Here is a 26,391-nt window from a genome sequence, read left to right on the forward strand (position 1 = left end):
AAGGGGTGTCCTCTTATGGAAGTCAATCAATATTTAGAGATGTTTATCGAAGAAAGTAAAGAGCATTTACAAGCATGTAGTGAACATTTATTAGAATTAGAGAAGAATCCAGATGATTTGGCCATTGTTGGGGAAATATTCCGCTCTGCCCACACGTTAAAAGGTATGTCTGCCACAATGGGCTTTGAAGATTTAGCGGATTTGACACATAAAATGGAGAATGTTTTAGATGCTATTCGTAATGAGAAAATCCATGTCACACCTGAAATACTAGATGTTGTCTTTGAATCTGTTGATCATCTAGAAGAAATGGTGATGGATATTGCGAACGGTGGAGATGGTAAACGTGATGTTTCATCAACTGTTGCTCAACTGAAGCGCATTGAATTAGGTGAGGAAGCAGTACCAGAAGTGGTAGCAACAGTGGCACCAGCAGTCGTTGCAAGTGTTTTAGAATATGATAGCTTTGAACAAACAGTTATTACACAATCATCTGAACAAGGCTTCAATGCATTTGAAATTGCAGTTACATTACGTGAGGATTGCCTATTAAAGGCTGCACGTGTATTTATGGTGTTTGAAATTTTAGAAAAAGATGGAGATGTCATTAAGTCCAGTCCATCTGTTGAAAAGCTTGAAGATGAACAGTTTGATCAACAATTCTATGTTGCTTTTGTGACAAAAGAAACAGCCGAAGATATGCAGAAAAAAATAATGAAGGTTTCAGAGGTTGATGAAGTCGTTGTGACAACAATTGACCTGAAGAAATTTAGTGAAAAACAATATGAAGCCCATCAGGAAGTAGCAGCAACAGCAGTGGTAGAAGCAGAACCAACACCAGCAGCTACGCCTGCGAAAGCTGAACCTGTTGCGGCACCAGCCAAAGCAGCAGCACCAGCTAAAGCTGATAAAGCTCATGCACCTGTAGGGAATAAAACGATTCGTGTAAATATTGAACGTCTTGATATTTTAATGAACTTGTTTGAAGAGCTTGTCATTGATCGTGGTCGACTACAATCGATCGCTACAGAAGTGAATCATGGTGAGTTAAATGAAACAGTAGAGCGCATGAGTCGTGTGATGGGTGATCTACAAACAATTATTTTAACGATGCGTATGGTACCAGTGGAAACAGTATTCAACCGATTCCCAAAAATGATTCGTCAGCTATCGCGTGACTTAAATAAAAAGATCAACCTAGAAATCATCGGTGCAGAAACCGAGTTAGATCGTACGGTTATAGATGAAATTGGGGATCCACTAGTTCACTTAATCCGTAATTCTGTGGATCATGGGATTGAGAATCCGACGGCTCGTCGTGCAAAAGGTAAGCCAGAAGAAGGAACAGTTGTCCTACGTGCGTATCATAGTGGAAACTATGTCTTTATTGAAATTGAAGATGACGGCGCGGGCATTAATCGTGAAAAAGTACTAGCGAAAGCTATTTCAAAAGGCATTGTGACACAAGAACAATCATATTCAATGTCTGATAAACAGATTAATGAGCTTATTTTAGCTTCAGGCTTCTCAACTGCCGATGTCATTTCTGATGTTTCTGGTCGTGGGGTAGGTTTAGATGTTGTGAAAACAACGATTGAATCACTTGGTGGTAATATTTCAATTGAATCTACACAGGATGTTGGATCTATCTTCTCGATTCAATTACCACTGACATTATCGATTATTTCAGTCATGCTGGTGGAGATTGAAAAAGAAATTTATGCAATTCCACTATCTTCTATTATTGAAACATCTATTATCCGTTCATCAGAGATTATGAATGCGCATAATCAAAAAGTAATCGACTTCCGTGGCAAGGTTGTTCCATTGGTATTCTTAGAGGAAATCTTTGAGGTTCCTCGTAAAGAGTCACAAGATGAAGAATTCCATTCAGTTGTAATTGTTCGCAAAGGTGAAAAACTTGCTGGTCTAGTAGTGGATTCTTTCATTGGACAACAAGAGATTGTCTTGAAGTCATTAGGAAATTACTTAACAAATATCTTTGCCATTTCAGGTGCAACGATTTTAGGTAATGGTAAAGTAGCCTTAATTGTAGATTGTAACGCACTAATTAAATAAGGTGAATGAATAAGAGAGGTGTAAAGTATGACAAACGCAGTGGAACAAGAAAGTATTAAAGTAATTGTCTTTCAGCTAGCAGATAAAGAATATGCAATTCCCGTGTCCCATGTACAAGGAATTGAAAAATTAATGCATATTACGCGTGTACCGAAAACCGTGAAATATGTGAAAGGTGTAATCAATCTACGAGGTGTTGTTACACCAATAGTCGATTTACGTGAACGCTTTGAACTACCTGTTTCTGAACATGAAGAAACAACACGCATTATCATTATTTCATTAGAAGATATGGAAGTAGGTTTTGTTGTAGATTCAGCGAACGATGTTATTGATATTCCAGCAAGTGCAATTGAACCGCAACCAGAGGTCGTTGGCTCACTTGAAGAAGAATTTATTTCAGGTGTTGCCAAAGTAGAGAAACGATTATTAATCTTGTTACATTTAGAAAAAGTATTAAATCCACTAAAGTAGGGATCGATAATGACATTTAATCAAAAGATTACATCGCTACATTTAGATGTATTAAAGGAAATTGGAAATATTGGTGCTGCGCATGCCGCGACAGCACTTTCCAATTTACTTGGGAAAAAAATTGATATGCGCGTTCCAAAGGTAGAAATGGTGTCCTTTAACGAAATGATGGAACTGGCTGGCGGATCTGAAAACGTTGTAGTTGGTATTTACCTTCGTATTGAAGGAGATGCTGAAGGAAGTATGTTCTTTATTTTACCTATCGAGCAAGCAAATCGCTTTATCCGTCGTCTTATTTTTGATGATACATTTGACTTTAAAAAGCAACCAGTTTCAGAGCTAGGCTTATCAGCTATGCAAGAAATGGGCAATATTTTATCGGGCTCCTATTTATCTGCCTTATCGGACTTTACCAATTTGAAAATTTACCCAACAGTACCTGGTCTAAGTGTAGATATGTTTGGCGCTATTATCAGTATTGGTTTAATCGAATTATCACATGTAAGTGATAATGTTATTGTGATAAATACATCCATTTTTGAAGAAGGTGTAGAAGACCACGAAACGGTGAGAGGTCATTTCTTCCTGCTTCCCGATCCCGACTCATTCGATGCAATTTTTAAAGCATTAGGAGTTTCATGATGATGTTAAGCAGCAGTAGTGGACAAGTAATTAAAGTGGGAATTGCACAAATGGATGTAGTAAAGTTACCTAACACCATTCGAACTTCTGGTCTTGGTTCTTGTGTGGGCGTTATTTTATATGATGAGTCAAAAAAAATTGCTGGTTTAATCCATGTGATGTTACCAGATTCAAGCTTAGGTAGAGCTGAGTCAATCAATGTGGCAAAATTTGCAGATTCAGGTATTGCAGCAATGATAGATTTATTAAAATTAGAAGGCGTTCAAAAATTTAAACTAAAGGCAAAAATTGCAGGGGGGGCGCAGATGTTTCAATTTACATCTGACAAAGATACGATGCGTATCGGTCCCCGCAATGTAGAAGCAGTTAAACATGAGTTAAAGAGACATGGAGTACCTTTAGTGGCCGAGGATACTGGTGGAAATAGTGGTAGAACGATTGAATTTAATCCTGCAACGTCGATATTACATATTCGAACAGTTAACCAAGGAGTGAGCGAAATCTAATGTTTGGTTCTATTTTTTACAATCTATGGGGAGCATTAATTGCTTTTTCAATTTATTTTTTCAGTACATTTCAAAAACCATCTACTCCCCTTCGCATCATCATCAGCGCTTTTGTTGTAGCAATTATCGTCTTTATCGCTATGTATATAGTACGTTTTTTAATTGCTTACATCATGTTTACGCCAGAGGCTAATGAAGAAGTGGATGAAGATGGTCTAACAGATCATGAACTTGATGCTACTGATGGCGCAAAGCAAGAAGCTCCAGCAGTTAATTCAACGGTTGAATTCCAAGATGAAAATTCCGAGGAAATTGCTCAAGTAGTACGAACGATGATGAATCGAGAAGAAGAGCAACAAGTGAATGCGTAAAAATGAGTCGCGAATAGCGGCTCTTTTTTTATTGGGCATTTGAAGGCTTTATTATACGAGAAACTCAAAAGCTCAGGCTAGCTTATTAGCGCACTTTATTACAGGAGGAAAACCACCGCTTAATGAAGCAGATAAGCAAAAATGGTCAAAAGGAGGGGGAGGGCGAACATGGTATTAGTAATGGGCTGAAGCAATCGCTCGTAGATCTCAATATTCAATGGAAAAATTATTTCTAGCTCTATAGCACGTTTTTGAAACGACAATTGGTGCATTGTGGATGCAATGTAGGTATTATAACCTTTTTGTTCAATGTCATAGTTATGATGCACCTTAGCATCGAATTAAATAGCGTCCTAAATTATAAGTTTAATTCTGTAGACAAATTTTAGAACTGTATCCAACTGTTCATCATAACAAGGGTACAGTTTTTCTATGAGATTAAAAAATTAAGGAATATATTAGAGAGTAAGAGAAACAAATGAAATTATAGTCGATTCTTGTTATAATATAGGAAAGATGGCAACTGCTTATCGAGTTTTTAACTATTCGAAGCTCACGTCTAGATTAGCTTTAATGTGGATTTTTTACAAAGATTAACCGAAAAATCCTGTTGAATGATTAATTTTATGAGCGCAAATAGTCAGTGGCAAACGGGCGCGTAAAGCGTTTTTAGAGAGGTGGATTTCATGACACAACCAATTCTGAACGATGAGCAAAAACTATGGAATCGCTGGATTCATGAGCGTGATCCAGATGCTGGTGATTTACTTATAAAAAAATATATTTCTTTAGTATCTTACCATGTCCAACGTATTGGTGCGGGTTTGCCAAAGAGCGTATCACGAGACGATTTAACGAGTTTAGGCATGGTAGGGCTTTTTGATGCATTAAATAAATTTGATATTAACAGAGATTTAAAATTCGATACATATGCTTCGTTTAGAGTAAGAGGCGCTATCATTGATGGTTTACGTAAGGAAGACTGGTTACCGCGTTCAGCGCGTGAAAAAGCCAAAAAATTAGATGCTCAAATTGAACAATTAGAGCAAAAATATATGCGTCATGTAACACCTGAGGAACTTGCGGAGCATATGGAAGTATCTGTTGAAGATGTGTATCAGACAGTGCAAGAGCATTTTTTTTCAAATGTTCTTTCCATTAATGAGCAACAGGATCAAGAGGAAGCGGACGGTAAGTCATTTGTCATCCGAGATGATACGACAAAAACACCTGAGCAAACTGTTATTAAATCGGAGTTATTAGGTGACTTAGCTGAGAATATTCAAAAGCTCAATGAAAAAGAACAGCTTGTACTTAGTTTATTTTACACAGAGGAATTAACTTTGACTGAAATTGGTGAAATGCTTGAACTGTCAACATCACGTATTTCACAGATTCATTCAAAAGCGCTATTAAAGCTACGAAAGCTATTATCAAGTGAAATGATTAATGCGTAAATATCCTTGAGGGAGAGATTCCAATGAGTTTAAAAGGTGTCGAATTACAAATTGCTATTCCAAAAACATTTGAAGCGGGGAAAATGGCAGATCAGGCACAGCAACAAGCATTAGCCCAACAGGCACACGCAAATGAAGCATTAAAAAAAGAAGTAGAGCGCAAGCAAAAAATTGTCAATACAACAGAAGGTATGGATGAAATTAGTGAGGATGAGGATGCAGGTGGCGAATATTTAACAGGTATTCATAAAAAGAAGAAAAAGAAGCAGGGTCAACAAGAAAAACAGGCACAACATCCGTTTAAAGGGAATTTCGTGGATTTTAGTGGATAGGAGTTTACAATGACAACCATACTAATAGCGTTACTATTCTTTTTACAGCTACTTTCATTTTACTTCCTTATTATTTTAAATACAAAGCTAGCAAAATTTAAGGATTTAGAAAAGAAGCAAGAACGTTTAATGAGGGAAATGGACGATACGATTACGGCTTATTTAGCAGAAATGAAAGATGAAAATGACCGTCTTATTAAAGAGTTACAAAATGTCAAACAGCCCGAAATAGCGGCGAGTAGCTTGCAGCAAATAGAACAAAGTGTGACACCAATGGAACAGTCGTCTTCGGATTTAACCCAAGGGACTAAAAGTGATAGTTCGCTAAGTTTAGATAAAGATTCTCGTATCTACGTACCTAAAAAAATTGTAGCAAATGCTTATTCACGTCAGCAACATACTGGTGCAAAAAAGGCACAAGCAGTGCCATCTCCAAAAGAGGAGATGGCAAGTCTACCTGAAAAAGAAAAAATGCTGACGGTGGAACAGCAAGCGCTAGAATTAACAAAGCAGGGAAAATCGGTAGAGGAGATAGCGAAACAACTGCAAAAGGGGAAAACAGAAATCGAGCTTTTACTGAAATTTCATCACTAAATTGTTGCGAATCAATCAAAGCTATGATATAGTTGCAAATGGTGTTATTACTACACACGCATTTTGATGTAGTAAGTGGTGCTCTAAGCTTAGGGTAGCTTGTTGCAGATGATAAATGCGGAGGATAAAAACCAAACATACTAGGAGGAAATTCACATGTCAGTAATTTCTATGAAACAATTACTTGAAGCTGGTGTACATTTCGGTCACCAAACTCGTCGTTGGAACCCAAAAATGAAGAAATATATCTTCGTTGAACGTAACGGGATCTACATCATCGACTTACAAAAAACGGTTAAAAAATTAGAGGAAGCTTATGACTTCATGCGTCAAGTTGGTCAAGACGGTGGTAAAGTTCTTTTCGTTGGTACGAAAAAACAAGCACAAGAAGCGATCAAAGATGAAGCTGAACGTTCAGGCAACTACTACATCAACCAACGCTGGTTAGGTGGTACTCTTACAAACTTCGGTACAATTCAAAAACGTGTTGCACGTATGAAACAAATCGAAAAAATGGAAGAAGAAGGAACTTTCGAAGTTCTTCCTAAAAAAGAAGTAATCCAACTTAAAAAAGAACACGAACGTCTAATCAAATTCCTAGGCGGTATCCGTGATATGCACGATCTTCCAGACGTAATGTTCGTGGTTGACCCACGTAAAGAGCGCATTGCTGTTGCAGAAGCTCGTAAATTAAACATCCCTCTAGTAGGTATTGTTGATACTAACTGTGATCCAGATGAAATCGACTACGTAATCCCTGCTAACGATGATGCTATTCGTGCTGTTAAACTTTTAACTGCTAAAATGGCTGACGCTTTAATCGAGTCAAAACAAGGTGAAGAAGAAGCTCCAGCTGTAGAAGCTGCTGCTGAGTAATTCACGTTTACAAAAAGGTGATAAGTGGCTCAAAACCCTTATCACCTTTTTTAGAACCTATCATTAAATAGTTCAACCAATTTGAGGAGGAAACACTAAATGGCAAACATTACTGCACAATTAGTAAAAGAATTACGCGAAAAAACTGGCGCTGGTATGATGGATTGTAAAAAAGCGTTAGTAGAAACTGATGGTAACCTAGAAGCTGCAATCGACTTCCTACGTGAAAAAGGTCTTTCGTCAGCTGCTAAAAAAGCTGACCGTATCGCTGCAGAAGGTACAACTTACATTTTAGAACAAGGTAACGAAGCGATTATCGTGGAAGTAAACGCTGAAACTGACTTCGTTGCGAAAAACGACAAATTCCAAGTATTAGTTTCTTCTTTAGCAGAGCAATTACTTGCTGCTAAACCAGCTTCAGTTGAAGCCGCTTTAGAGCTTACAAATGCTGAAGGTGTAAAAATTGAAGATCAAATTTCAACAGCTGTTGCAACAATTGGTGAAAAAATTACACTTCGTCGTTTCGAAATTAAATCAAAATCTGATGCAGATGCATTCGGTGCTTACTTACACATGGGCGGCCGTATTGGTGTATTAGTGACTTTAGAAGGTTCTACTGATGCAGCAGCAGCTAAAGATGTTGCGATGCACATTGCAGCAATCAACCCAACATATGTTTCTCGCGATGAAGTTTCTGCTGAAGAAGTTGAACGTGAGCGTAAAGTATTAACAGAGCAAGCTCTTAACGAAGGTAAACCAGAAAACATCGTTGCGAAAATGGTTGAAGGCCGTCTTGGTAAATATTTCGAAGACGTTTGCTTGCTTGATCAAACATTTGTTAAAAACTCAGATCAAAAAGTACGTGATTTCGTAGCTTCAACTGGTGGTTCAGTAAACGGCTTTGTACGTTACGCTGTTGGTGAAGGTATCGAAAAACGTGAAGATAACTTTGCAGAAGAAGTAATGAGCCAAGTTAAAGGTAACTAATTTCGCTTGCATTTGATTCTAATCAAATAATATCTAGATTATCTAGACTAAAATGGGGAACACAACATAGCGTGTTCCCTATTTTTCCGAAATGAACGAAAAACGGATATAATTTTCTATTCTGCCTTATTCACAACTAGCAATTATTGTTAGATATACTATAATGGAAAAGGGAATAGAAAGGTTTTAAATAAAGTCTTACGGAGGTTTACAATGAGTGTACCGCAATATAAACGAGTAGTTATTAAACTAAGTGGTGAAGCGTTAGCTGGAGAAGCGGGCTTCGGTTTATCACCAAAAATAATCAAGTCTGTTGCAGAAGAAGTAAAAGAAGTAGTAGATCTTGATATAGAAGTTGCTGTTGTTGTAGGTGGCGGTAATATATGGCGTGGTAAAATAGGTAGTGAAATGGGAATGGATCGTGCTGCAGCCGATTATATGGGCATGTTAGCAACCGTTATGAACTCACTAGCTTTACAAGATGCTCTTGAAAAATTAGGTATTGAAACACGCGTTCAATCTTCTATTGTGATGACTCAAGTAGCGGAGCCATACATTCGTCGTAAAGCAGTTAGACATCTAGAGAAAAAACGTGTCGTTATCTTTGCAGCAGGGACAGGTAATCCGTTCTTCTCTACTGATACTACTGCCGCATTACGCGCAGCAGAAATTGACGCAGATGCGATTTTAATGGCTAAAAATAATGTCGATGGCGTTTATTCGGCAGATCCAAAAGTGGATGAAACAGCCATTAAATATGATACACTCACATACTTAGAAGTTATCCAACAAGGCTTACAAGTAATGGATTCAACGGCTTCCACTTTATGTATGGATAACGATATCCCGCTAATTGTTTTCTCAATTACGGAGCCAGGTAACATTAAACGTGCTGTACAAGGCGAAAAAATCGGAACAGTTGTTAGGAGGAACGTATAATGGCTAAACAAGTCTTAGAACAAGCAAAAGAAAAAATGAACAAAACAATCACAGCTTTCTCACGTGAACTATCATCTATTCGTGCGGGTCGTGCGAACGCATCTTTATTGGATCGTATCATGGTAGACTACTATGGGGCACCAACACCAATTAACCAACTTGCAGGTGTTTCTGTACCAGAAGCTCGCTTACTAGTCATTACACCTTACGATAAAACAATTTTAGGTGATATTGAAAAAGCAATTATGAAATCAGATATCGGGATTACACCAACAAATGATGGTTCGATCATTCGTTTAATGATTCCAGCGCTAACAGAAGATCGTCGTAAGGATCTAGTAAAGCAAGTGAAAAAAGAAGCAGAAGACGCAAAAATTGCTGTACGTAACGTTCGTCGCGATGCAAACGATGATTTGAAAAAACTTGAAAAAGCTGGCGAAATCACAGAAGACGATCTACGTGGCTATGGTGACGATATTCAAAAATTAACAGATGAATTCATTGTGAAAGTAGATCAAGTAGCGAAAGATAAAGAAAAAGAAATTTTAGAGGTGTAAACAAGACGTTTTACATGTCTATGATGGAACTTTTTGATGAGATGAAGGCGTCCTATACATAACAGGACGTCTTTTCGCTTTATTGTTCATAATCAATTGCTTTGTCATATAAAGAGCATACATGAAATGCGAAAAGATCATTAATAACAACATCATCGATTTTCTAACAAACTTATTCTTTATTATGTGTATAGTTCTAAAATAAGCTAGTACATACATAGTCAATTTAGAGGGAAAAAAAAGACAAAAAGCGCTTTTGTTTGTTATGATAGGTTAGTATACGTCCGATTAGTTGTAGTGGGGGAGTTAGCATGTTTAAAAAGCTATTAGGAAAACAAATAAATATGGATACACTATCATTGGAGGAGCGTGTGGCCCTAACTAAAAGCGAGCCGATTCCTGCCCATGTAGCGATTATTATGGACGGAAATGGACGTTGGGCGAAAAAACGTGCTATGCCACGAGTTGCTGGTCATCATGAAGGAATGAAGACCGTACGTAAAGTAACTAGGTTTGCGTCGGATTTAGGAATTAAAGTTTTAACCGTATATGCATTTTCCACAGAAAATTGGAAGCGACCAAAACCAGAGGTTGATTTTCTTATGCGTCTACCTGTTGAATTTTTAGGTTCTTTCTTACCAGAAATGATGCAGCGTAATGTACGTGTCGAAATGATTGGCGATCCATCCTTATTACCTGCTCATACGCAAAAGGCGTTGTATGAGGCAATGGAAGAAACAAAGCATAATACAGGGCTTGTCTTAAATTTTGCGCTGAACTATGGGAGTCGTTCTGAAATGGTCAATGCCATGAAAACGATGCTGCAAAAAGTGCAGGACGGTCAATTAACGATGCAAGACATAACAGAAGAATGCTTAACGTCTCATTTAATGACGGCCCATTTGCCTGAACCAGATCTTCTAATTCGTACAAGTGGTGAAGTACGATTAAGTAACTTTATGTTATGGCAGCTCGCCTATACAGAATTTTGGTTTACAGATACATTGTGGCCAGATTTTAGTGAGGAAAGCTTACTGGAAGCGGTGGAAAATTATCAGAAGCGTAATCGCCGTTACGGTGGGTTGAAGGGAGAAGAAACAACTTGAAACAACGAATTATCACGGCAATAATTGCAGCAGCACTTTTTATTCCGTTCGTTATTTATGGCAAAGTACCATTTACCATACTTGTGCTTGCAATGGCTATTGTCGGTTTTTATGAAATCTTAAAAATGAAAGGGATTTCCATTTTTTCTGTGCCTGGTTTTCTAGGGTTAATAACATTAGTATTACTTGTTATACCGAAAGATTGGAGTGAAAAAGTTGTAGAGACAATAGGCTATTCATCCAATTTAATGGTTGTTTATGGTCTAATGATGTTACTGCTGATTTACGTGGTCCTTGTAAAAAATAAAATAACCTTTGACGAAGTGGGCTTTATTTTATTGGGTGCATTTTATGTGGGGTTAGGATTCCATTATTTAATTGAAACAAGAAATGTTGGATTAGAGTATGTTGTCTATTGTTTATTAGTTGTTTGGACAACAGATTCAGGTGCCTATTTTGTAGGAAGAAAATTAGGAAAGAATAAGTTATGGCCTGAAATCTCACCGAAGAAAACGATTGAAGGTTTTCTAGGCGGAATTGTCATTGCGGTTATTTTTGCAGTTGGTATGCAACTCATTTACCCATTTGCAAATGGTTATATATCACTTGTTTTTGTCACGATTTTTGCCTCTATTATTGGACAAATGGGAGATTTGGTAGAATCAGCTATCAAACGTCATTTTGATGTAAAAGATTCGGGCAATATTTTACCAGGGCATGGCGGAATTTTAGATCGCTTCGATAGTCTATTATTTGTCGTGCCTCTCCTTCATTTTTTACATTTGTTTGGTAATTAATCTGTATATTAAAAGACATCTTGCTAAATCATTTGCTTAGATAGAAAAAGGGGACAATTTGTTGTGAAAAAAATTAGTTTATTAGGTGCAACGGGTTCAATCGGTTGGCAAACCTACGATATTTTAAAAGAACAACGTGATGCGTTTCAATTAGTGGCTTTTTCTTCAGGGAAAAACATTGAGAAAACACGAGAAATGATTGAAACATTAAAACCCGAGCTAGTTTCTGTGCAGCTAGAAGAGGATGCACGAGACCTTGCGAAAGATTATCCTGAAATCCAATTTACATTTGGGGCGAAAGGTCTTGTAGAAGTTGCTACACATCCAGACTCAACTGTACTCGTCAATGCTGTGCTAGGCAGTGTTGGTCTGGAATCAACATTAGCAGCTATTCGCATGGGCAAAACGATTGCCATTGCTAACAAGGAAACACTTGTTACAGCTGGTCATTTAGTCATGGCAGAAGCCAAAAAACATAAGGCCACGATTTTACCTGTTGATAGCGAGCACTCAGCCATCTTCCAATCAATGAATGGCGAAAATCCCAAAAATATTGAGCGTTTAATTATTACAGCTTCAGGTGGTAGCTTCCGTGATAAAACACGTGACCAATTACAACATGTGACGGTCGCAGATGCATTGAATCACCCGAACTGGTCTATGGGCGCAAAAATTACGATAGACTCCGCAACAATGATGAATAAAGGATTAGAAGTCATTGAAGCACATGTTTTATTTGATATGCCATATGATAAAATAGATGTACTTTTGCATAGAGAAAGTATTATTCACTCTCTTGTTGAGTATCATGATACTAGTGTGATTGCTCAGCTAGGCACGCCAGATATGCGCGTACCGATTCAATATGCTTTAAGCTATCCTGATCGTATACCATTACATAATGGTCAGCGACTAAATTTAGCGCAAATTGGACAACTACATTTTCAAGATATGGACTTTGAGCGTTATCCGGCTTTGCGTTTAGCATATGAGGCTGGTCGTACAGGTGGTACCATTTTGACAGCGATGAATGCAGCAAATGAAGCGGCAGTTGCAGCCTTTTTACAAGGGAAAATTACATTCCTTGAAATTGATGAGACGATTGAACGAGTAATGCATGCACATCAAAACATTGCAGTACCAGATTTACAAACGATTTTACATGTGGACAGTGAGACAAGAAAAATAGTGTTAGACATGGTAAAATAACGAAAGTACTGTATCGTTAACTAATCGCTATTAAAGGTGGGATATTATGCAAACAGCCATTGCATTTATTTTAATATTTGGGATGCTCGTCTTCTTCCATGAACTTGGACATTTCTTATTTGCTAAACGTGCAGGTATTTTAGTGCGTGAATTTGCTATTGGAATGGGTCCCAAAATTTATGGGAAAACGCATGGAGAAACAATGTATACTATTCGATTATTGCCTATCGGTGGGTATGTTCGTATGGCCGGCGAGGATATGGATGGCACTGAACTACAGCCAGGCTATCGAATAGGGCTAATTGTCGATGAAGATAATGTTGTGAAAAAAATTATTTTCAATCAAAGTAATAAGCAGCTACCAGATTTATTATTTTTAGAAGTTGAGCGTGCTGATTTAGAGAAGAATTTATTTGTAGAAGGCTATGATGAAGAAGAACGTCTAGTTCGTTATGACGTAGCAAGAGATTGTGTTCTTGTGGAAAATGGTCGTGAATTGGTCATTGCACCACATGATCGTCAATTTAATGCAAAAACAGTTGGTCAACGTGCGATGACAATCTTTGCAGGTCCTTTGTTTAACTTTATTCTTGCGTTTGTGATTTACTTGGTAATTGGGTTAATCCACGGTGTCCCAACATACGAGCCGATTATCACTGAAGTAGTAGAAAATGATCCAGCTGCACAGGCAGGAATGCTTGCGGGAGATAGAGTAACAGCCATTGACGGACAAGCCGTTGAAAAATGGCAGGATTTAGCCGCTATTGTTCAAGATCATCCAAACGAAGAAATTACAGTGACTGTGGAACGTGATGGACAATCTATGAACTTAAATATGACTGTGAAAGAAATCCAGCAGGATGGCGAAAAATATGGTCAAATTGGTGTGCGCTATGACAGTCCGAGAGAATTTAATCCATTAAAAGCTGTAGTTTATGGAGCACAAGAAACCTATAATATGACCATGAAAATATTTGAGCTTCTTGGTATGTTGATTACTGGTAAGTTCACAATAGATGCGCTTTCTGGACCTGTTGGCATTTATAAAGCAACAGAGCAAGTAGCCCAGTATGGTATTATGAACTTAATGAATTGGGCCGCAATGTTAAGTATTAACTTAGGAATTATGAACCTACTTCCATTACCAGCACTTGATGGTGGTCGTTTATTATTCTTTGGTTTTGAAGCTTTACGTGGTAAACCAATCGATCGTCAAAAAGAGGGAATTGTCCATTTCGTAGGAATTGTCCTACTGATGATTTTAATGGTTGTCGTGACATGGAACGATATTCAACGATTCTTCTTTTAAACCAATGACAGTTAAATGAAATTTCATTTTCTAGCTTTGAGCGCAATTACTATGAAACATTGCGCTCAAAGCTAAATTTGTTTATGCTATTGAGAGTATAAACTTATCTATTAAAAAAGGTGGAACACTGAATGAAGCAAAGTAAAACATTTATCCCAACATTACGTGAAGTACCTGCGGATGCTGAGGTAAAATCACATAAGCAATTATTACGAGCAGGGTTTATTCGTCAAAATACAAGTGGGGTATACTCGTATTTACCGCTTGCAAAACGTGTCTTAACAAAAATTGAAACAATTATCCGTGAAGAAATGGAAGCCATCAACTCTATTGAGCTTCTAATGCCTTCTTTACAATCTGCTGAGCTTTGGCAGGAATCAGGTCGCTGGGAAAAATACGGACCAGAATTAATGCGCCTAAAAGACCGTCACAACCGTGATTTTGCATTAGGACCAACTCATGAAGAAGTGATTACAACTTTAGTACGTGATGAAATTAAATCCTATAAAAAATTGCCGTTAACATTGTATCAAATTCAAACTAAATTCCGTGATGAAAAGCGCCCTCGCTTCGGCTTACTACGAGGAAGAGAATTTATAATGAAGGATGCTTATTCTTTCCATGCATCACGTGAAAGTTTAGATGAAACATATGAAGATATGTATCGTGCGTATTCAAATATTTTTTCCCGCCTTGGCTTAAACTACCGCGCTGTCATTGCAGATGCAGGTTCGATTGGCGGTAAAGGTACACATGAATTTATGGTGCTATCTGAAATTGGGGAAGATACGATTGCCTACTCAGATACTTCTGACTATGCAGCAAATATCGAAATGGCTGAAGTCATTGCGGATTATCAACCATCAGATGACGCTTTAAAAGAAGTTGAAAAAGTGGCAACACCAGAGCAAAAAACAATTGAAGAAGTATCAGCGTTCTTAAATGTAGAGCCAGCCAGTGTGATCAAATCTTTAGTGTTTGATGTAGACGGGGAGCTTGTGGTTGTCCTTGCACGTGGGGATCATGAAATTAATGATATCAAGCTGAAAAATGCACTTGATGCAGGTTCTGTGGAGCTGGCTAGTGAAGCAGCAATCCGTGAATTATTAGGCTGTGGCGTTGGTTCAATTGGGCCAGTGAAATTACCAGTAGACGTAAAGGTAGTAGCGGACCAAGCTATCAAATCTATCCGTAATGGTATTGCAGGTGCAAATGTAGATGGATTCCATTTAGTGAATGTCAACCCAGAGCGTGATTTTGCTGTGAATGACTACTTAGATATTCGTTTTATTAAAGAGGGAGATCCTTCCCCAGACGGACAAGGGTTTATTAAATTCGCAGAAGGTATCGAAGTTGGTCATATTTTCAAATTAGGTACTACATACTCTGCTAAAATGAATGGTACTTTCTTAGATGAGCAAGGGAAGGCTCAACCGTTTATTATGGGCTGTTACGGTATTGGGGTATCTCGTATTCTAGCTGCCGTGGCTGAGCACTTCCAAGATGATAATGGATTTACTTGGCCAATACAATTAGCACCATATGATATTCATGTTGTGCCAGTTAACACGAAAGATGAGGCGCAAGTGGCATTAGCAGATGAACTTTACGGTTTATTAAAATCATATCGTTATGATGTACTTTTAGATGATCGTGCCGAGCGTGCAGGTGTAAAATTTGCAGACGCTGATTTAATTGGTTTACCTGTGCGTGTAACGGTTGGTAAAAAAGCATCTGAAGGTATGGTAGAAGTGAAATTCCGTCAAACTGGTGAAACATTTGAATGGAAAAAAGAAGAGGTCATTGATCGCCTTAACGAATTTTTCCGTAAAAACTAATGGCTTGTTAAGAGATCGGTTATAATTGGAAGTTAATGCTTTTGATAGAGGCTTTCGTAAAATTTTGATAAGATAGAGATAAATAATTCGCGACACTTCTGCGGGACAGTGAGCCAAGCAAGAAACAACAGATGGTAAAACTCTGTTAAGCTTGAAGAGCGCCCGCAGTGAGGGAGCGAATTTTTTTCTTGAATTCTCTCGTGTCTTTGAGACGAATTAGAAGAGGAGGCTTAACAACCTACCTCTTTCTGAAAGTAGGTGTCGTTAGATTGGAACAGCAACAAGAGGCAAGAATGAGACTTCGAATGCTCTTGCAACAATTAGAATTAACAGATGATGTGTACATGTCATTTTTTGAGGAAGGTGAATTATCACGCCTAACAGTCCATAAAAAGGTTAGACTTTGGCATTTCACCATTAAATTACAAGATATACTGCCGTTTCCGTTATATCAGCTTTTCCGTACACATTTAACGGAGAAATTTTCAGCAATTGCACAAATTAATACTACCTTTGAAACGGTAGAGAAAAATGTGACAGAGGAACTGGTGCAAGCTTACTGGTTAAGTGTTGTGGAACAAATTGATGAGATGGCACCGACGCTTAAAAGCTGTCTCATCTCTCAAGTGCCAATGTGGAATGGCCAAAAAATTACTTTGTCCTGCATGCAGGAAATGGAATTTATGATGCTGAAAACAAAGTATGCTGACAAGCTTTCCGAAAGCTATGGTCAATTCGGCTTCCCCCATATGGTAATCGACTTTGTACTACAAGAAGAGACGGAAGAAATGATCGCGGCACAAGAGGCGTTTATGGAGCAGAAACGTATGGAAGAAGTGGCCCTAGCGCAGCAAGCGATGCAAGATTTCCAAAAACGTGAGCAAGAGAAAAAGGATAACCCGGCATTGGCGAATCTTGGTGACCGTCCATTCCAGCTTGGAATGCATATTAAAGATGATGAAATAGTGGAAATTAAACGGATTGTCGAGGAAGAACGCCGTGTCATTATTGAAGGGTTTGTTTTTGATACGGAGATTAAAGAGCTAAAAAGTGGACGCTCCTTATTACAAATTAAAATTACCGACTATACAGATTCCATCATCGTTAAAATGTTCTCTCGTGATAATGATGATGCAGAATTAATGCAGCATCTGAAAAAGGGCATGTGGGTTAAAGTGCGAGGCTCTGTTCAAACGGATACATTCATCCGTGATTTAATTGTCATGGCGAATGATATTAATGAAATCAAAAAAGAAACACGACAAGATTTAGCACCAGAGGGCGAAAAACGTGTTGAGTTACATTTGCACACACCGATGAGCCAAATGGACGCAGTTACACCTGTTGACCGGCTTGTTGCACAGGCCGCAAAATGGGGGCATCCAGCAATAGCTATTACGGATCATGCTGTTGTGCAATCCTTCCCTGAAGCATATGCAGCAGGAAAAAAACATGGGATCAAGGTCATTTATGGTCTAGAAGCAAATTTAGTAGATGATGGTGTACCGATTGCCTATGCTCCTGAACATCGTTTATTAGCAGACACAACGTATGTTGTCTTTGACGTAGAAACAACAGGGCTATCTACGGCTTACGATACGATTATTGAATTGGCCGCAGTAAAAATTAAAGACGGGCATGTCATAGATAAATACGAAAGCTTTGCCAATCCACATCATCCACTTTCGGCTACTACCATTGAACTAACAGGAATTACAGATGATATGGTTCGAAATGCACCTGAAGTGGAGCAAGTGATTAAAGAATTTCATGCCTTTATTGGTGACGCAATAGTTGTTGCTCATAACGCATCATTTGATATAGGTTTCTTATATACAGGCTATAAGAAATTTGGCCTTGAAGGAACAACCCATCCGGTCATTGATACATTAGAGCTTGCAAGATTGCTTTATCCTACTATGAAAAATCATCGTTTAAACACACTGTGTAAAAAATTCAATATTGAATTAACACAACATCACCGAGCGATTTACGATACAGAGGCGACAGGCTATCTACTATTACATTTATTAAAAGATGCAGATGAGCTAGCGATTAATTACCATGACGACTTCAATAAGCATATTGGTGGTGGCGATGCCTATAAAAAAGGTCGACCAATGCATTGTACGATTTTAGCCGTTGATAATGTGGGCTTAAAAAACTTATTTAAAATCGTCTCACATTCTCATACGAAAACATTCTATCGTGTTCCTCGAGTGACACGGGCTGTACTCGAGCAGTATCGCGAAGGTTTATTAGTAGGTTCAGGCTGCAGTAATGGTGAACTCTTCGAAACGATGATGAATAAGTCACCTGAGGAAGCAGAGCAAGTTGCTCGATTCTATGATTATATCGAGGTACAACCGAAAGCTGTGTATGCGCCACTAATTGAACGCAATGTTGTACGTGATGAATGGACGTTAGAGGATATTATTCGTAAGCTTGTTAAGCTTGGGAAGAAGATAGATAAACCTGTTGTTGCCACTGGAAATGTCCACTATTTAGATCCAACAGATGCCATGTTTAGGCAAATACTTATTGGTTCACAGGGTGGAGCTAATATTTTAAATCGATCCAAGCTACCTGAGGTTCATTTTAGAACAACGGATGAAATGCTCAAGGAATTTGATTTTTTAGGACCAGATCTTGCAAAAGAAGTGGTTGTAACGAATGCGCAAAAAATTGCAGAGAGTATTGGTGATGTAAAACCGATTAAGGATGACCTCTATACACCAAAAATTGAAGGCTCCGATGATGAGGTAACCAATTTAACGTACGAAATGGCCCATCGTATTTATGGTGAGGAGTTACCAGAAATCGTGAAAGCTCGAATTGAAAAAGAATTAAAATCGATTTTGGGACACGGCTTTGGTGTTATTTATTTAATTTCAGCCAAACTGGTGAAAAAGTCATTAGCTGATGGCTATTTAGTTGGTTCACGTGGTTCGGTTGGTTCTTCATTAGTCGCAACCTTCATGGAAATTACAGAGGTTAACCCATTACCTCCTCATTATATTTGTCCTAATTGTAAGCATTCTGAGTTTTTTGATGATGGTTCGGTCAGCTCAGGCTTTGACTTGCCAAATAAAGACTGTACGGAATGCGGCACACCTTATAAAAAAGATGGACAAGATATACCATTTGAAACCTTCCTTGGTTTTAAAGGTGACAAGGTACCCGATATCGATTTGAATTTTTCTGGTGAATACCAACCACAAGCTCATAACTATACGAAGGTGCTATTTGGAGAGGATTATGTTTATCGTGCTGGAACTATTGGTACAGTGGCAGAGAAAACAGCATATGGCTATGTAAAGGGCTATGCAAATGATCATAATTTACATTTCCGAGGTGCGGAAGTCGACCGTTTAGTGCAAGGCTGTACAGGAGTAAAACGTACATCTGGGCAACACCCTGGGGGAATTATCGTTGTACCTGATTACATGGATATTTATGACTTTTCTCCAGTGCAGTTCCCTGCAGATGCACAGGATGCAGAATGGCGGACAACCCATTTTGACTTCCACTCTATTCATGACAATATTTTAAAGCTTGATATACTTGGACACGATGATCCGACGGTTATCAGGATGTTGCAGGATTTATCTGGAATAGATCCAAAAACAATCCCAACCGATGATCCTGTCGTAATGAAAATTTTTAGTTCTCCAGAAACGTTAGGAGTCACAGAAAAGCAGATTGGCTGTAAGACAGGAACATTGGGTATCCCGGAATTTGGTACACGTTTCGTACGTCAAATGCTTGAAGATACAAAGCCTTCCACATTCTCAGAGCTTGTCCAAATTTCTGGACTTTCCCACGGAACCGACGTATGGCTAGGCAACGCACAGGAATTAATTCAAAACGGTACATGTGTGCTGAAAGAAGTAATTGGTTGTCGTGATGATATTATGGTGTATTTAATTTATCAAGGTCTAGAACCATCACTGGCCTTTAAAATCATGGAGTCTGTACGTAAAGGGAAAGGCTTATCTGAGGAGTTTGAAGCTGAGATGCTCGCCAATAAAGTCCCAGGCTGGTATATCGAATCTTGTAAAAAGATAAAATATATGTTCCCGAAAGCCCATGCGGCAGCATATGTGCTAATGGCTGTACGTATTGCTTGGTTCAAGGTACATTTCCCAATCCTCTATTACGCAGCGTATTTCACAGTTCGTGCAGATGACTTTGATTTAATTGCGATGGTTCAAGGGTCGCAAATGATTCGAGCACGTATTGATGAAATCAATATGAAAGGTTTAGATGCATCCACTAAAGAGAAGAACTTATTAACGGTGATGGAGCTTGCATTGGAAATGTGTGAACGAGGCATGAGTTTCCAGAAAGTTGACTTATACCGTTCTCAAGCAAGTGAATTTGTCATTGATGGCAATTCATTAATTCCTCCGTTCGATGCGATTCCAGGACTTGGAACCAACGTTGCCAAAACGATTGTAGCCGCTCGGGAAGAGGGAGAGTTTTTATCCAAGGAAGATTTACAGCAACGTGGGCGTGTATCGAAAACACTTATCGAATACATGGACCAACTTGGTTGCTTAGAAGGCATGCCTGATGCCAATCAGTTATCACTTTTTTAGTAAGTGATTTGTGTCGTGGCGAAAGGTCACTGTAGAATTTCAAAATCCTGACACAATATGGTTAACTGTCATGAAGGAAATTTGCATTGTGCCGAGAACTGTGCTATCCTTATGGTAATAATTTGTTGATATTTTTCCAGCAAAAGAGTGGGGCATACCCGCTCTTTTCTGTTGTTATACCGTAGCAAAACAAATTTTGACTAACAGCAGGTAAGACCGTAAAATTTCACCAAAGCAACTGGTGGAATTTCTGTTTTATTATGATTCATTACTGCATTAACTTACAGTGATGAACAATTCATACGCTAGAATTTGATAAATACAGGAGGCAACAATGAGCAAAGTACCATCTTTAATTGAAGAGCTCGCTAAACCAATTGTGGATGAGTTAAATCTTGAGCTAGTGGATATTGAGTACGTCAAAGAAGGACGTAACTGGTTTTTACGTGTTTATGTCGATACGCCTGAGGGTGACATTGACATTGACCAATGTGCTCAAGTTAGTGAACGACTAAGCCTGTTATTGGATGAAAAAGATCCAATTACACAAAACTATTATTTAGAAGTTTCTTCACCTGGAGCAGAGCGCCCCTTAAAAAAAGATACGGATTTTGAAAAAGCAATTGGCAAATTTATTTATGTAAAAACCTATGAACCCATTAAGGACATGAAGGAATTCCAAGGCTACTTAACGTCATACGATGAACATACATTAGTGGTGGAAGTACGTATTAAAACACGTAAAATGACAGTAACAATTGAACAAGAAAAAATCGCATTGGCACGACTTGCCATTGATTTTTCAGCATAATGCATATTTAGGAGTGAAAACAAAATGAGTAGTGATTTGTTAGATGCGTTGAATGCGCTAGAAGAACAAAAAGGAATTTCAAGAGATGTGTTAATTGAAGCCATTGAAGCGGCATTAGTTACAGCTTACAAACGCAACTTTAATCAAGCACAAAATGTTCGAGTGGACTTAAATTTAGATAAGGGCTCTATTCGTGTATTTTCACGTAAAGATGTTGTGGAAGAGGTAGAAGATGATCGTTTGCAAATTTCTTTAGAAGATGCAAAAGTCATTAATCCAGCTTATCAGCTAGAAGATATCGTGGAACAGGAAGTAACACCACGCAACTTCGGACGTATTGCCGCACAAACAGCAAAACAAGTTGTCACACAACGTGTACGTGAAGCGGAGCGAGGATTAATCTATGAGCAATATGTAGACCGTGAAGATGATATCGTAACAGGTGTCGTGGAACGTTTGGATGCTCGAAATATCTATGTAGGTTTAGGGAAAGTAGAAGCTGCATTGCCAATTAATGAACAAATTCAAGGCGAATCTTATCATCCACATGATCGTATCAAAGTATATATTACAAAGGTTGAGCGTACGACACGTGGACCACAAGTGATTGTGTCTCGTACACATCCTGGTTTATTACGTCGATTATTTGAGATGGAAGTACCTGAAATTTATGAAGGTATTGTAGAAATTAAATCAATTGCTCGTGAAGCTGGAGATCGCTCTAAAATTTCTGTCCATGCACATAATGAAGAAGTAGATCCAGTAGGTTCATGTGTTGGAGCTAAAGGTGCTCGTGTACAAACGATTGTCAATGAACTAAATGGTGAAAAAATTGATATTGTAGAATGGTCTGAAGATCCAATTGTATTCGTAGCCAATGCATTAAGCCCATCGAAAGTATTAGATGTTCAAGTGAACGAGGAAGAAAAATCAACTACGGTTGTCGTACCAGACTATCAATTATCATTAGCAATTGGTAAACGTGGGCAAAATGCACGTCTAGCTGCAAAGCTTACTGGTTGGAAAATTGATATTAAGAGTGAAACAGATGCTCGTGAATTAGGTATTTATCCTTCTGCTACAAGCACTTTCATCCCTGCTGAAGATGAAGAAAGTGATTTTGATGACGTGGCAGTTGACTTATATCAAGACGACGAAGAATAAGTAAGAAAGCCCGTGTGACGAGTTAGCTGACAGTATTCAGTGGGCCCCCTACGCCGACTGAATACTGTCAGAGCGTCAAGTAGAGCATGACTTGTCCACCTCTTACGACAAGCTTCAGAGAGGAATGGTGATTCTTATGGCTGTAAACAAAAAGGTACCTCTTCGTAAATGTGTAGCAACTGGAGAAATGCTACCAAAGAAAGAGATGGTACGTGTTGTTCGTTCAAAAGAGGGCGAAGTAAGTGTAGATATCTCCGGAAAAAAGCCTGGGCGTGGTGCATATGTATCTAAATCAGAGAATGCAATCGACATCGCGCGCAAAAAAAATGTATTAGGGCACCAGCTTGATGTTAAAATTCCTGAAGAAATTTATGAGGAACTTATTTTGCTGATTCGTAGGGAGTCAATTTTATGATAAATCAAGCAATATTTAATTTGCTTGGGATCGCAGCAAGAGCACGTAAAGTGATTTCAGGAGAAGAGTTAGTAGTAAAGGAAGTTCGGAATGGCAATGCTAAGCTAGTATTGCTTGCAAACGATGCCTCTAAAAACTCTAGTAAGAAAATTCAAGATAAGTGCACGTACTACAACGTTGAGTATCATGTAATTGGAGATCGCTACGATCTAGGACATGCTACAGGTAAGGAGGCCCGAGTGGCTTTAGCTATTACCGATAAAGGTTTTGCACGTAAATTGTCTAGTCTACTCAACGAAAACTAATCGGGGGTGAGCAGATGACCAAAATCAGAGTTCATGAATATGCGAAGCAAGTGAATAAAACGAGTAAAGAGGTTATTGAAGCACTAAGTAAATTAAATGTGAGTGTAACAAACCATATGTCGATGTTGGAAAAAGATATTGTGGCAAAGTTAAACCAATCATTTAAAGCAACACCTGAGAAAAATGTAGCAGCAAAAAAACCCATTCAAAATATGGGGCAAAGACCTCAATCGAATGGACAGCAAAAACCACAGCATTCGGTGAAAATGCAAGAAGGACAAAGGCAGCAATCTGCTACTTCTAAGCCTAAAGCAAACAATCAGCAACACACACAGCAAAACTCAAATTCGTCTAACGAAAAATCTAAGAATACAAAAGGTAATCAAAATAGAAATATGACACAAAATAATAATAATAACAATAATAATAATAATCGTAGAGGTGGCGGTGGTTACAACCAACGTCCAAAACCAGGCATTCATGGAGGCAAACGTCGCCATCCAAAAACGCATCAACCGTCTATACCAGTAAAACAAAAGGAACTGCCAGAAAAAATTACTTTTGTTGAATCATTATCAGTAGCGGAATTAGCAAAAAAATTACACCGTGAGCCATCTGAAATCATTAAGAAATTATTTATGCTTGGTGTAATGGCAACAATTAACCAAGAATTAGATAAGGATGCAATTGAATTAATCTGCGCAGACTACGGTGTAGAAGTGGAAGAAGAAATTCGTGTAGATATTACGGATTTAGAAACACACTTCGAGCAAATAGAAGAAGTGAACGAAGCAGTATTATCAGAACGTCCACCAGTTGTAACAATCATGGGTCACGTTGACCACGGTAAAACAACATTATTGGATTCTATTCGTAATACGAAAGTGACAGCAGGAGAAGCCGGTGGTATCACACAACATATTGGGGCATACCAAGTAACGGAAGGCGACAAGAAAATTACTTTCCTTGATACACCAGGACACGCTGCTTTCACAACAATGCGAGCACGTGGAGCAAAAGTAACTGACTTAACCATTTTAGTAGTTGCTGCTGACGATGGTGTCATGCCGCAAACAGTAGAAGCGATTAATCACGCTAAAGCAGCCGAAGTACCAATTATTGTAGCTGTGAATAAAATGGATAAACCATCAGCAAATCCTGATCGTGTCATGCAAGAATTAACAGAGCATGGCTTAGTTCCTGAAGCATGGGGCGGCGAAACAATTTTCGTACCGATTTCTGCATTAAAAGGTGAAGGCATTGATACATTGTTAGAAATGATTTTACTTGTAGCCGAGGTTGGTGAGCTTAAAGCGAACCCAGATCGTTTAGCGCTTGGTACAGTTATTGAAGCACAGCTTGATAAAGGACGTGGCTCTGTTGCTACGCTATTAGTACAAGATGGAACATTAAAAGTAGGAGATCCAATTGTTGTAGGTCATACGTATGGTCGTGTACGTGCGATGGTGAATGACAAAGGTCGTCGTGTAAAAGAAGCTGGCCCATCGACACCAGTAGAAATTACAGGTTTAAACGATGTACCTCAAGCTGGTGACCGCTTCGTAGTCTTTGAAGACGAGAAAACAGCACGCCAAGTTGGTGAAACTCGTGCCATGTCAGCAATTCAAGCACAGCGTTCAGAAAAACAACGTGTTACGTTGGATAACTTATTTGAACAAATGAGCCAAGGCGAAATGAAAGAGCTTAACTTAATTGTGAAAGCTGACGTTCAAGGTACTGTTGAAGCAATGGCTGCCTCATTAATGAAAATTGATGTAGAAGGCGTAAATGTGAAAATTATTCACACAGGTGCGGGTGCTATTACAGAATCTGATATTTCTCTTGCAGCAGCTTCCAATGCGATTGTTATTGGATTTAACGTACGTCCAGATGTTAACGCAAAACGTGCTGCAGAAGAAGAGGGTGTAGATATTCGCTTACACCGCATCATCTATAAAGTAATTGAAGAGATTGAACAAGCGATGAAAGGTATGCTTGATCCTGAGTTTGAAGAAAAAATTATTGGTCAAGCAGAAGTTCGTCAAACAATTAAAGTATCAAAAGTTGGTACAATTGCTGGTTCATATATAACAGAAGGAAAAGTAACGCGTGATTCAGGTGTACGTGTAATCCGCGATAATGTGGTTATATTTGAAGGTGAGCTAGATACGCTTAAACGCTTCAAAGATGAAGTGAAAGAAGTAGCAAGAGGATACGAATGTGGTATTACGATTACAAACTTCAACGATATTAGAGAAGGCGATATTATTGAAGCCTATATTATGGAAGAAGTTAAACGCGTCTAATGATCGTTTATGCAGAGGTTGAATTCATCATTCAAACTGCCCATTCGTTAAAGGAAAAACGCGCTGTCTTACAGCGTATGATTACCCGCACAAAGCAGAAATTTAATGTTTCTATTGCGGAAATTGACCATCAAAATGTATGGCAGCGTACGAAATTAGGACTTGTTGCTGTTTCTTCATCAAAAGATGCAGCTGAACGGGAAATAAATCATGCGCTCCATTATTTGCAGTCAAATCCATCATGGGAACAGCTTGATGTGTGGCGAGATTATTTATAAGCAATAGTAGATAGCTGTAAGCTTGATACAGCAATGAAATGCACAGCTATCTGTACATCGAAATAGAGGTGACAAATTATGTCTCTACGTTCAAACCGTGTTGCTGAGCAAATGAAAAAAGAGCTTGGCGATATTATTGGCCGTAAAATAAAAGATCCGCGTGTTGGTTTTGTGACTGTTACAGGTGTTGATGTAACGGGTGATTTACAGCAAGCGACAATTTATATTACATCTTTAGGCAATGAGCGTGAACGTGAAGAAACGCTTAAAGCTTTAGTAAAAGCTTCTGGCTTCATTCGATCAGAAATCGGATCACGCATTCGTTTACGACGTACACCAGAACTACTCTTTGAATTTGATTCATCGATTGAATATGGTAACCGTATTGATTCATTGTTAAGAGGTTTACACAAAGAATAAGCTAAAAAAGTCTGCCAC

The 26,391-nt window shown here is 38.5% G+C and carries 25 protein-coding genes; all 25 read left to right on the forward strand.

Annotated elements, in window-relative coordinates:
* The first annotated feature begins 15 nt into the window (after nt 1–15).
* Entirely contained in the window at nt 16–2,079 is a 2,064-nt protein-coding gene (locus NST76_RS05065; RefSeq protein WP_036124212.1) for a chemotaxis protein CheA, read from the forward strand.
* A gap of 27 nt (nt 2,080–2,106) precedes the next feature.
* A complete protein-coding gene (locus NST76_RS05070; RefSeq protein ID WP_036124209.1) occupies nt 2,107–2,553 on the forward strand; it encodes a chemotaxis protein CheW in 447 nt (148 codons plus the stop codon).
* A gap of 9 nt (nt 2,554–2,562) precedes the next feature.
* Entirely contained in the window at nt 2,563–3,195 is a 633-nt protein-coding gene (locus NST76_RS05075) for a chemotaxis protein CheC (RefSeq protein ID WP_036124206.1), read from the forward strand.
* A 2-nt stretch (nt 3,196–3,197) separates the two neighbouring features.
* On the forward strand, nt 3,198–3,701 hold the full coding sequence (locus tag NST76_RS05080; RefSeq protein ID WP_036124234.1) for a chemotaxis protein CheD: 504 nt from the start codon (nt 3,198–3,200) through the stop codon (nt 3,699–3,701).
* Complete coding sequence (locus NST76_RS05085; RefSeq protein ID WP_036124203.1) at nt 3,701–4,072, forward strand: hypothetical protein; 372 nt, start codon at nt 3,701–3,703, stop codon at nt 4,070–4,072. The genes NST76_RS05080 and NST76_RS05085 overlap by 1 nt, the downstream gene beginning before the upstream one ends.
* A 686-nt stretch (nt 4,073–4,758) precedes the next feature.
* On the forward strand, nt 4,759–5,529 hold the full coding sequence (locus NST76_RS05090) for a FliA/WhiG family RNA polymerase sigma factor (RefSeq protein ID WP_036124200.1): 771 nt from the start codon (nt 4,759–4,761) through the stop codon (nt 5,527–5,529).
* Nucleotides 5,530–5,552: 23 nt separating this feature from the next.
* Complete coding sequence (locus NST76_RS05095; RefSeq protein WP_036124197.1) at nt 5,553–5,861, forward strand: hypothetical protein; 309 nt, start codon at nt 5,553–5,555, stop codon at nt 5,859–5,861.
* 9 nt (nt 5,862–5,870) lie between these two features.
* Entirely contained in the window at nt 5,871–6,455 is a 585-nt protein-coding gene (locus tag NST76_RS05100) for a hypothetical protein (RefSeq protein WP_036124194.1), read from the forward strand.
* Between the two features lie 156 nt (nt 6,456–6,611).
* Nucleotides 6,612–7,331 carry a 30S ribosomal protein S2 gene (gene rpsB / locus NST76_RS05105; protein ID WP_004269262.1) on the forward strand — a complete coding sequence of 240 codons (720 nt, stop codon included), beginning with the start codon at nt 6,612–6,614 and terminating at the stop codon, nt 7,329–7,331.
* A 99-nt stretch (nt 7,332–7,430) separates the two neighbouring features.
* Complete coding sequence (gene tsf / locus NST76_RS05110) at nt 7,431–8,318, forward strand: translation elongation factor Ts (RefSeq protein WP_036124190.1); 888 nt, start codon at nt 7,431–7,433, stop codon at nt 8,316–8,318.
* Between the two features lie 213 nt (nt 8,319–8,531).
* Nucleotides 8,532–9,257: a UMP kinase gene (pyrH, locus tag NST76_RS05115; RefSeq protein ID WP_342544694.1), complete on the forward strand. Its 726-nt coding sequence runs from the start codon at nt 8,532–8,534 to the stop codon at nt 9,255–9,257.
* Nucleotides 9,257–9,814, forward strand: a complete 558-nt coding sequence (gene frr, locus NST76_RS05120) for a ribosome recycling factor (RefSeq protein WP_036124184.1) — start codon at nt 9,257–9,259, stop codon at nt 9,812–9,814. The genes pyrH and frr overlap by 1 nt, the downstream gene beginning before the upstream one ends.
* Nucleotides 9,815–10,125: 311 nt before the next feature.
* Nucleotides 10,126–10,920 carry an isoprenyl transferase gene (locus NST76_RS05125; protein ID WP_036124181.1) on the forward strand — a complete coding sequence of 265 codons (795 nt, stop codon included), beginning with the start codon at nt 10,126–10,128 and terminating at the stop codon, nt 10,918–10,920.
* Complete coding sequence (locus NST76_RS05130) at nt 10,917–11,717, forward strand: phosphatidate cytidylyltransferase (RefSeq protein WP_036124178.1); 801 nt, start codon at nt 10,917–10,919, stop codon at nt 11,715–11,717. The genes NST76_RS05125 and NST76_RS05130 overlap by 4 nt, the downstream gene beginning before the upstream one ends.
* Before the next feature lie 63 nt (nt 11,718–11,780).
* Complete coding sequence (gene dxr, locus NST76_RS05135) at nt 11,781–12,926, forward strand: 1-deoxy-D-xylulose-5-phosphate reductoisomerase (protein ID WP_058843508.1); 1,146 nt, start codon at nt 11,781–11,783, stop codon at nt 12,924–12,926.
* Between the two features lie 46 nt (nt 12,927–12,972).
* Nucleotides 12,973–14,235 (forward strand): RIP metalloprotease RseP, encoded by a 1,263-nt coding sequence (gene rseP / locus NST76_RS05140; protein WP_141903475.1) that lies wholly within the window; start codon nt 12,973–12,975, stop codon nt 14,233–14,235.
* Between the two features lie 131 nt (nt 14,236–14,366).
* A complete protein-coding gene (locus NST76_RS05145; protein WP_058843510.1) occupies nt 14,367–16,073 on the forward strand; it encodes a proline--tRNA ligase in 1,707 nt (568 codons plus the stop codon).
* A 269-nt stretch (nt 16,074–16,342) separates the two neighbouring features.
* On the forward strand, nt 16,343–20,674 hold the full coding sequence (locus NST76_RS05150) for a PolC-type DNA polymerase III (RefSeq protein ID WP_089932000.1): 4,332 nt from the start codon (nt 16,343–16,345) through the stop codon (nt 20,672–20,674).
* A gap of 334 nt (nt 20,675–21,008) precedes the next feature.
* A complete protein-coding gene (gene rimP, locus NST76_RS05155) occupies nt 21,009–21,485 on the forward strand; it encodes a ribosome maturation factor RimP (protein WP_036121405.1) in 477 nt (158 codons plus the stop codon).
* 24 nt (nt 21,486–21,509) lie between these two features.
* On the forward strand, nt 21,510–22,649 hold the full coding sequence (gene nusA, locus NST76_RS05160) for a transcription termination factor NusA (protein WP_058843511.1): 1,140 nt from the start codon (nt 21,510–21,512) through the stop codon (nt 22,647–22,649).
* Between the two features lie 136 nt (nt 22,650–22,785).
* Nucleotides 22,786–23,064, forward strand: coding sequence for a YlxR family protein (locus NST76_RS05165; protein WP_036121399.1), 279 nt, complete (start codon nt 22,786–22,788; stop codon nt 23,062–23,064).
* Nucleotides 23,061–23,369, forward strand: a complete 309-nt coding sequence (locus NST76_RS05170) for a YlxQ family RNA-binding protein (protein WP_036121397.1) — start codon at nt 23,061–23,063, stop codon at nt 23,367–23,369. Before NST76_RS05165 ends, NST76_RS05170 begins: the two co-directional genes overlap by 4 nt.
* Before the next feature lie 14 nt (nt 23,370–23,383).
* The gene (gene infB, locus NST76_RS05175; protein WP_089932001.1) at nt 23,384–25,675 is read left to right on the forward strand and encodes a translation initiation factor IF-2; all 2,292 of its coding nucleotides are present in this window, start codon (nt 23,384–23,386) and stop codon (nt 25,673–25,675) included.
* The gene (locus NST76_RS05180; RefSeq protein WP_036121391.1) at nt 25,675–25,953 is read left to right on the forward strand and encodes a DUF503 domain-containing protein; all 279 of its coding nucleotides are present in this window, start codon (nt 25,675–25,677) and stop codon (nt 25,951–25,953) included. Before infB ends, NST76_RS05180 begins: the two co-directional genes overlap by 1 nt.
* A gap of 78 nt (nt 25,954–26,031) precedes the next feature.
* Nucleotides 26,032–26,373 (forward strand): 30S ribosome-binding factor RbfA, encoded by a 342-nt coding sequence (gene rbfA, locus NST76_RS05185; protein WP_036121387.1) that lies wholly within the window; start codon nt 26,032–26,034, stop codon nt 26,371–26,373.
* The last annotated feature ends 18 nt before the right edge of the window (nt 26,374–26,391 follow it).

The organism is Lysinibacillus sp. FSL W7-1291 (assembly GCF_038593415.1).
In the GTDB taxonomy this organism is placed as follows: Bacteria; Bacillota; Bacilli; order Bacillales_A; family Planococcaceae; genus Lysinibacillus; species Lysinibacillus fusiformis_D.

Coding starts and splice junctions, on each gene's coding strand:
- NST76_RS05065 (WP_036124212.1), top strand. CDS start 16: ATGGAAGTCAATCAATATTTAGAGATGTTTATCGAAGAAAGTAAAGAG.
- NST76_RS05070 (WP_036124209.1), top strand. CDS start 2,107: ATGACAAACGCAGTGGAACAAGAAAGTATTAAAGTAATTGTCTTTCAG.
- NST76_RS05075 (WP_036124206.1), top strand. CDS start 2,563: ATGACATTTAATCAAAAGATTACATCGCTACATTTAGATGTATTAAAG.
- NST76_RS05080 (WP_036124234.1), top strand. CDS start 3,198: ATGTTAAGCAGCAGTAGTGGACAAGTAATTAAAGTGGGAATTGCACAA.
- NST76_RS05085 (WP_036124203.1), top strand. CDS start 3,701: ATGTTTGGTTCTATTTTTTACAATCTATGGGGAGCATTAATTGCTTTT.
- NST76_RS05090 (WP_036124200.1), top strand. CDS start 4,759: ATGACACAACCAATTCTGAACGATGAGCAAAAACTATGGAATCGCTGG.
- NST76_RS05095 (WP_036124197.1), top strand. CDS start 5,553: ATGAGTTTAAAAGGTGTCGAATTACAAATTGCTATTCCAAAAACATTT.
- NST76_RS05100 (WP_036124194.1), top strand. CDS start 5,871: ATGACAACCATACTAATAGCGTTACTATTCTTTTTACAGCTACTTTCA.
- rpsB (WP_004269262.1), top strand. CDS start 6,612: ATGTCAGTAATTTCTATGAAACAATTACTTGAAGCTGGTGTACATTTC.
- tsf (WP_036124190.1), top strand. CDS start 7,431: ATGGCAAACATTACTGCACAATTAGTAAAAGAATTACGCGAAAAAACT.
- pyrH (WP_342544694.1), top strand. CDS start 8,532: ATGAGTGTACCGCAATATAAACGAGTAGTTATTAAACTAAGTGGTGAA.
- frr (WP_036124184.1), top strand. CDS start 9,257: ATGGCTAAACAAGTCTTAGAACAAGCAAAAGAAAAAATGAACAAAACA.
- NST76_RS05125 (WP_036124181.1), top strand. CDS start 10,126: ATGTTTAAAAAGCTATTAGGAAAACAAATAAATATGGATACACTATCA.
- rseP (WP_141903475.1), top strand. CDS start 12,973: ATGCAAACAGCCATTGCATTTATTTTAATATTTGGGATGCTCGTCTTC.
- NST76_RS05145 (WP_058843510.1), top strand. CDS start 14,367: ATGAAGCAAAGTAAAACATTTATCCCAACATTACGTGAAGTACCTGCG.
- rimP (WP_036121405.1), top strand. CDS start 21,009: ATGAGCAAAGTACCATCTTTAATTGAAGAGCTCGCTAAACCAATTGTG.
- nusA (WP_058843511.1), top strand. CDS start 21,510: ATGAGTAGTGATTTGTTAGATGCGTTGAATGCGCTAGAAGAACAAAAA.
- NST76_RS05165 (WP_036121399.1), top strand. CDS start 22,786: ATGGCTGTAAACAAAAAGGTACCTCTTCGTAAATGTGTAGCAACTGGA.
- NST76_RS05170 (WP_036121397.1), top strand. CDS start 23,061: ATGATAAATCAAGCAATATTTAATTTGCTTGGGATCGCAGCAAGAGCA.
- infB (WP_089932001.1), top strand. CDS start 23,384: ATGACCAAAATCAGAGTTCATGAATATGCGAAGCAAGTGAATAAAACG.
- NST76_RS05180 (WP_036121391.1), top strand. CDS start 25,675: ATGATCGTTTATGCAGAGGTTGAATTCATCATTCAAACTGCCCATTCG.
- rbfA (WP_036121387.1), top strand. CDS start 26,032: ATGTCTCTACGTTCAAACCGTGTTGCTGAGCAAATGAAAAAAGAGCTT.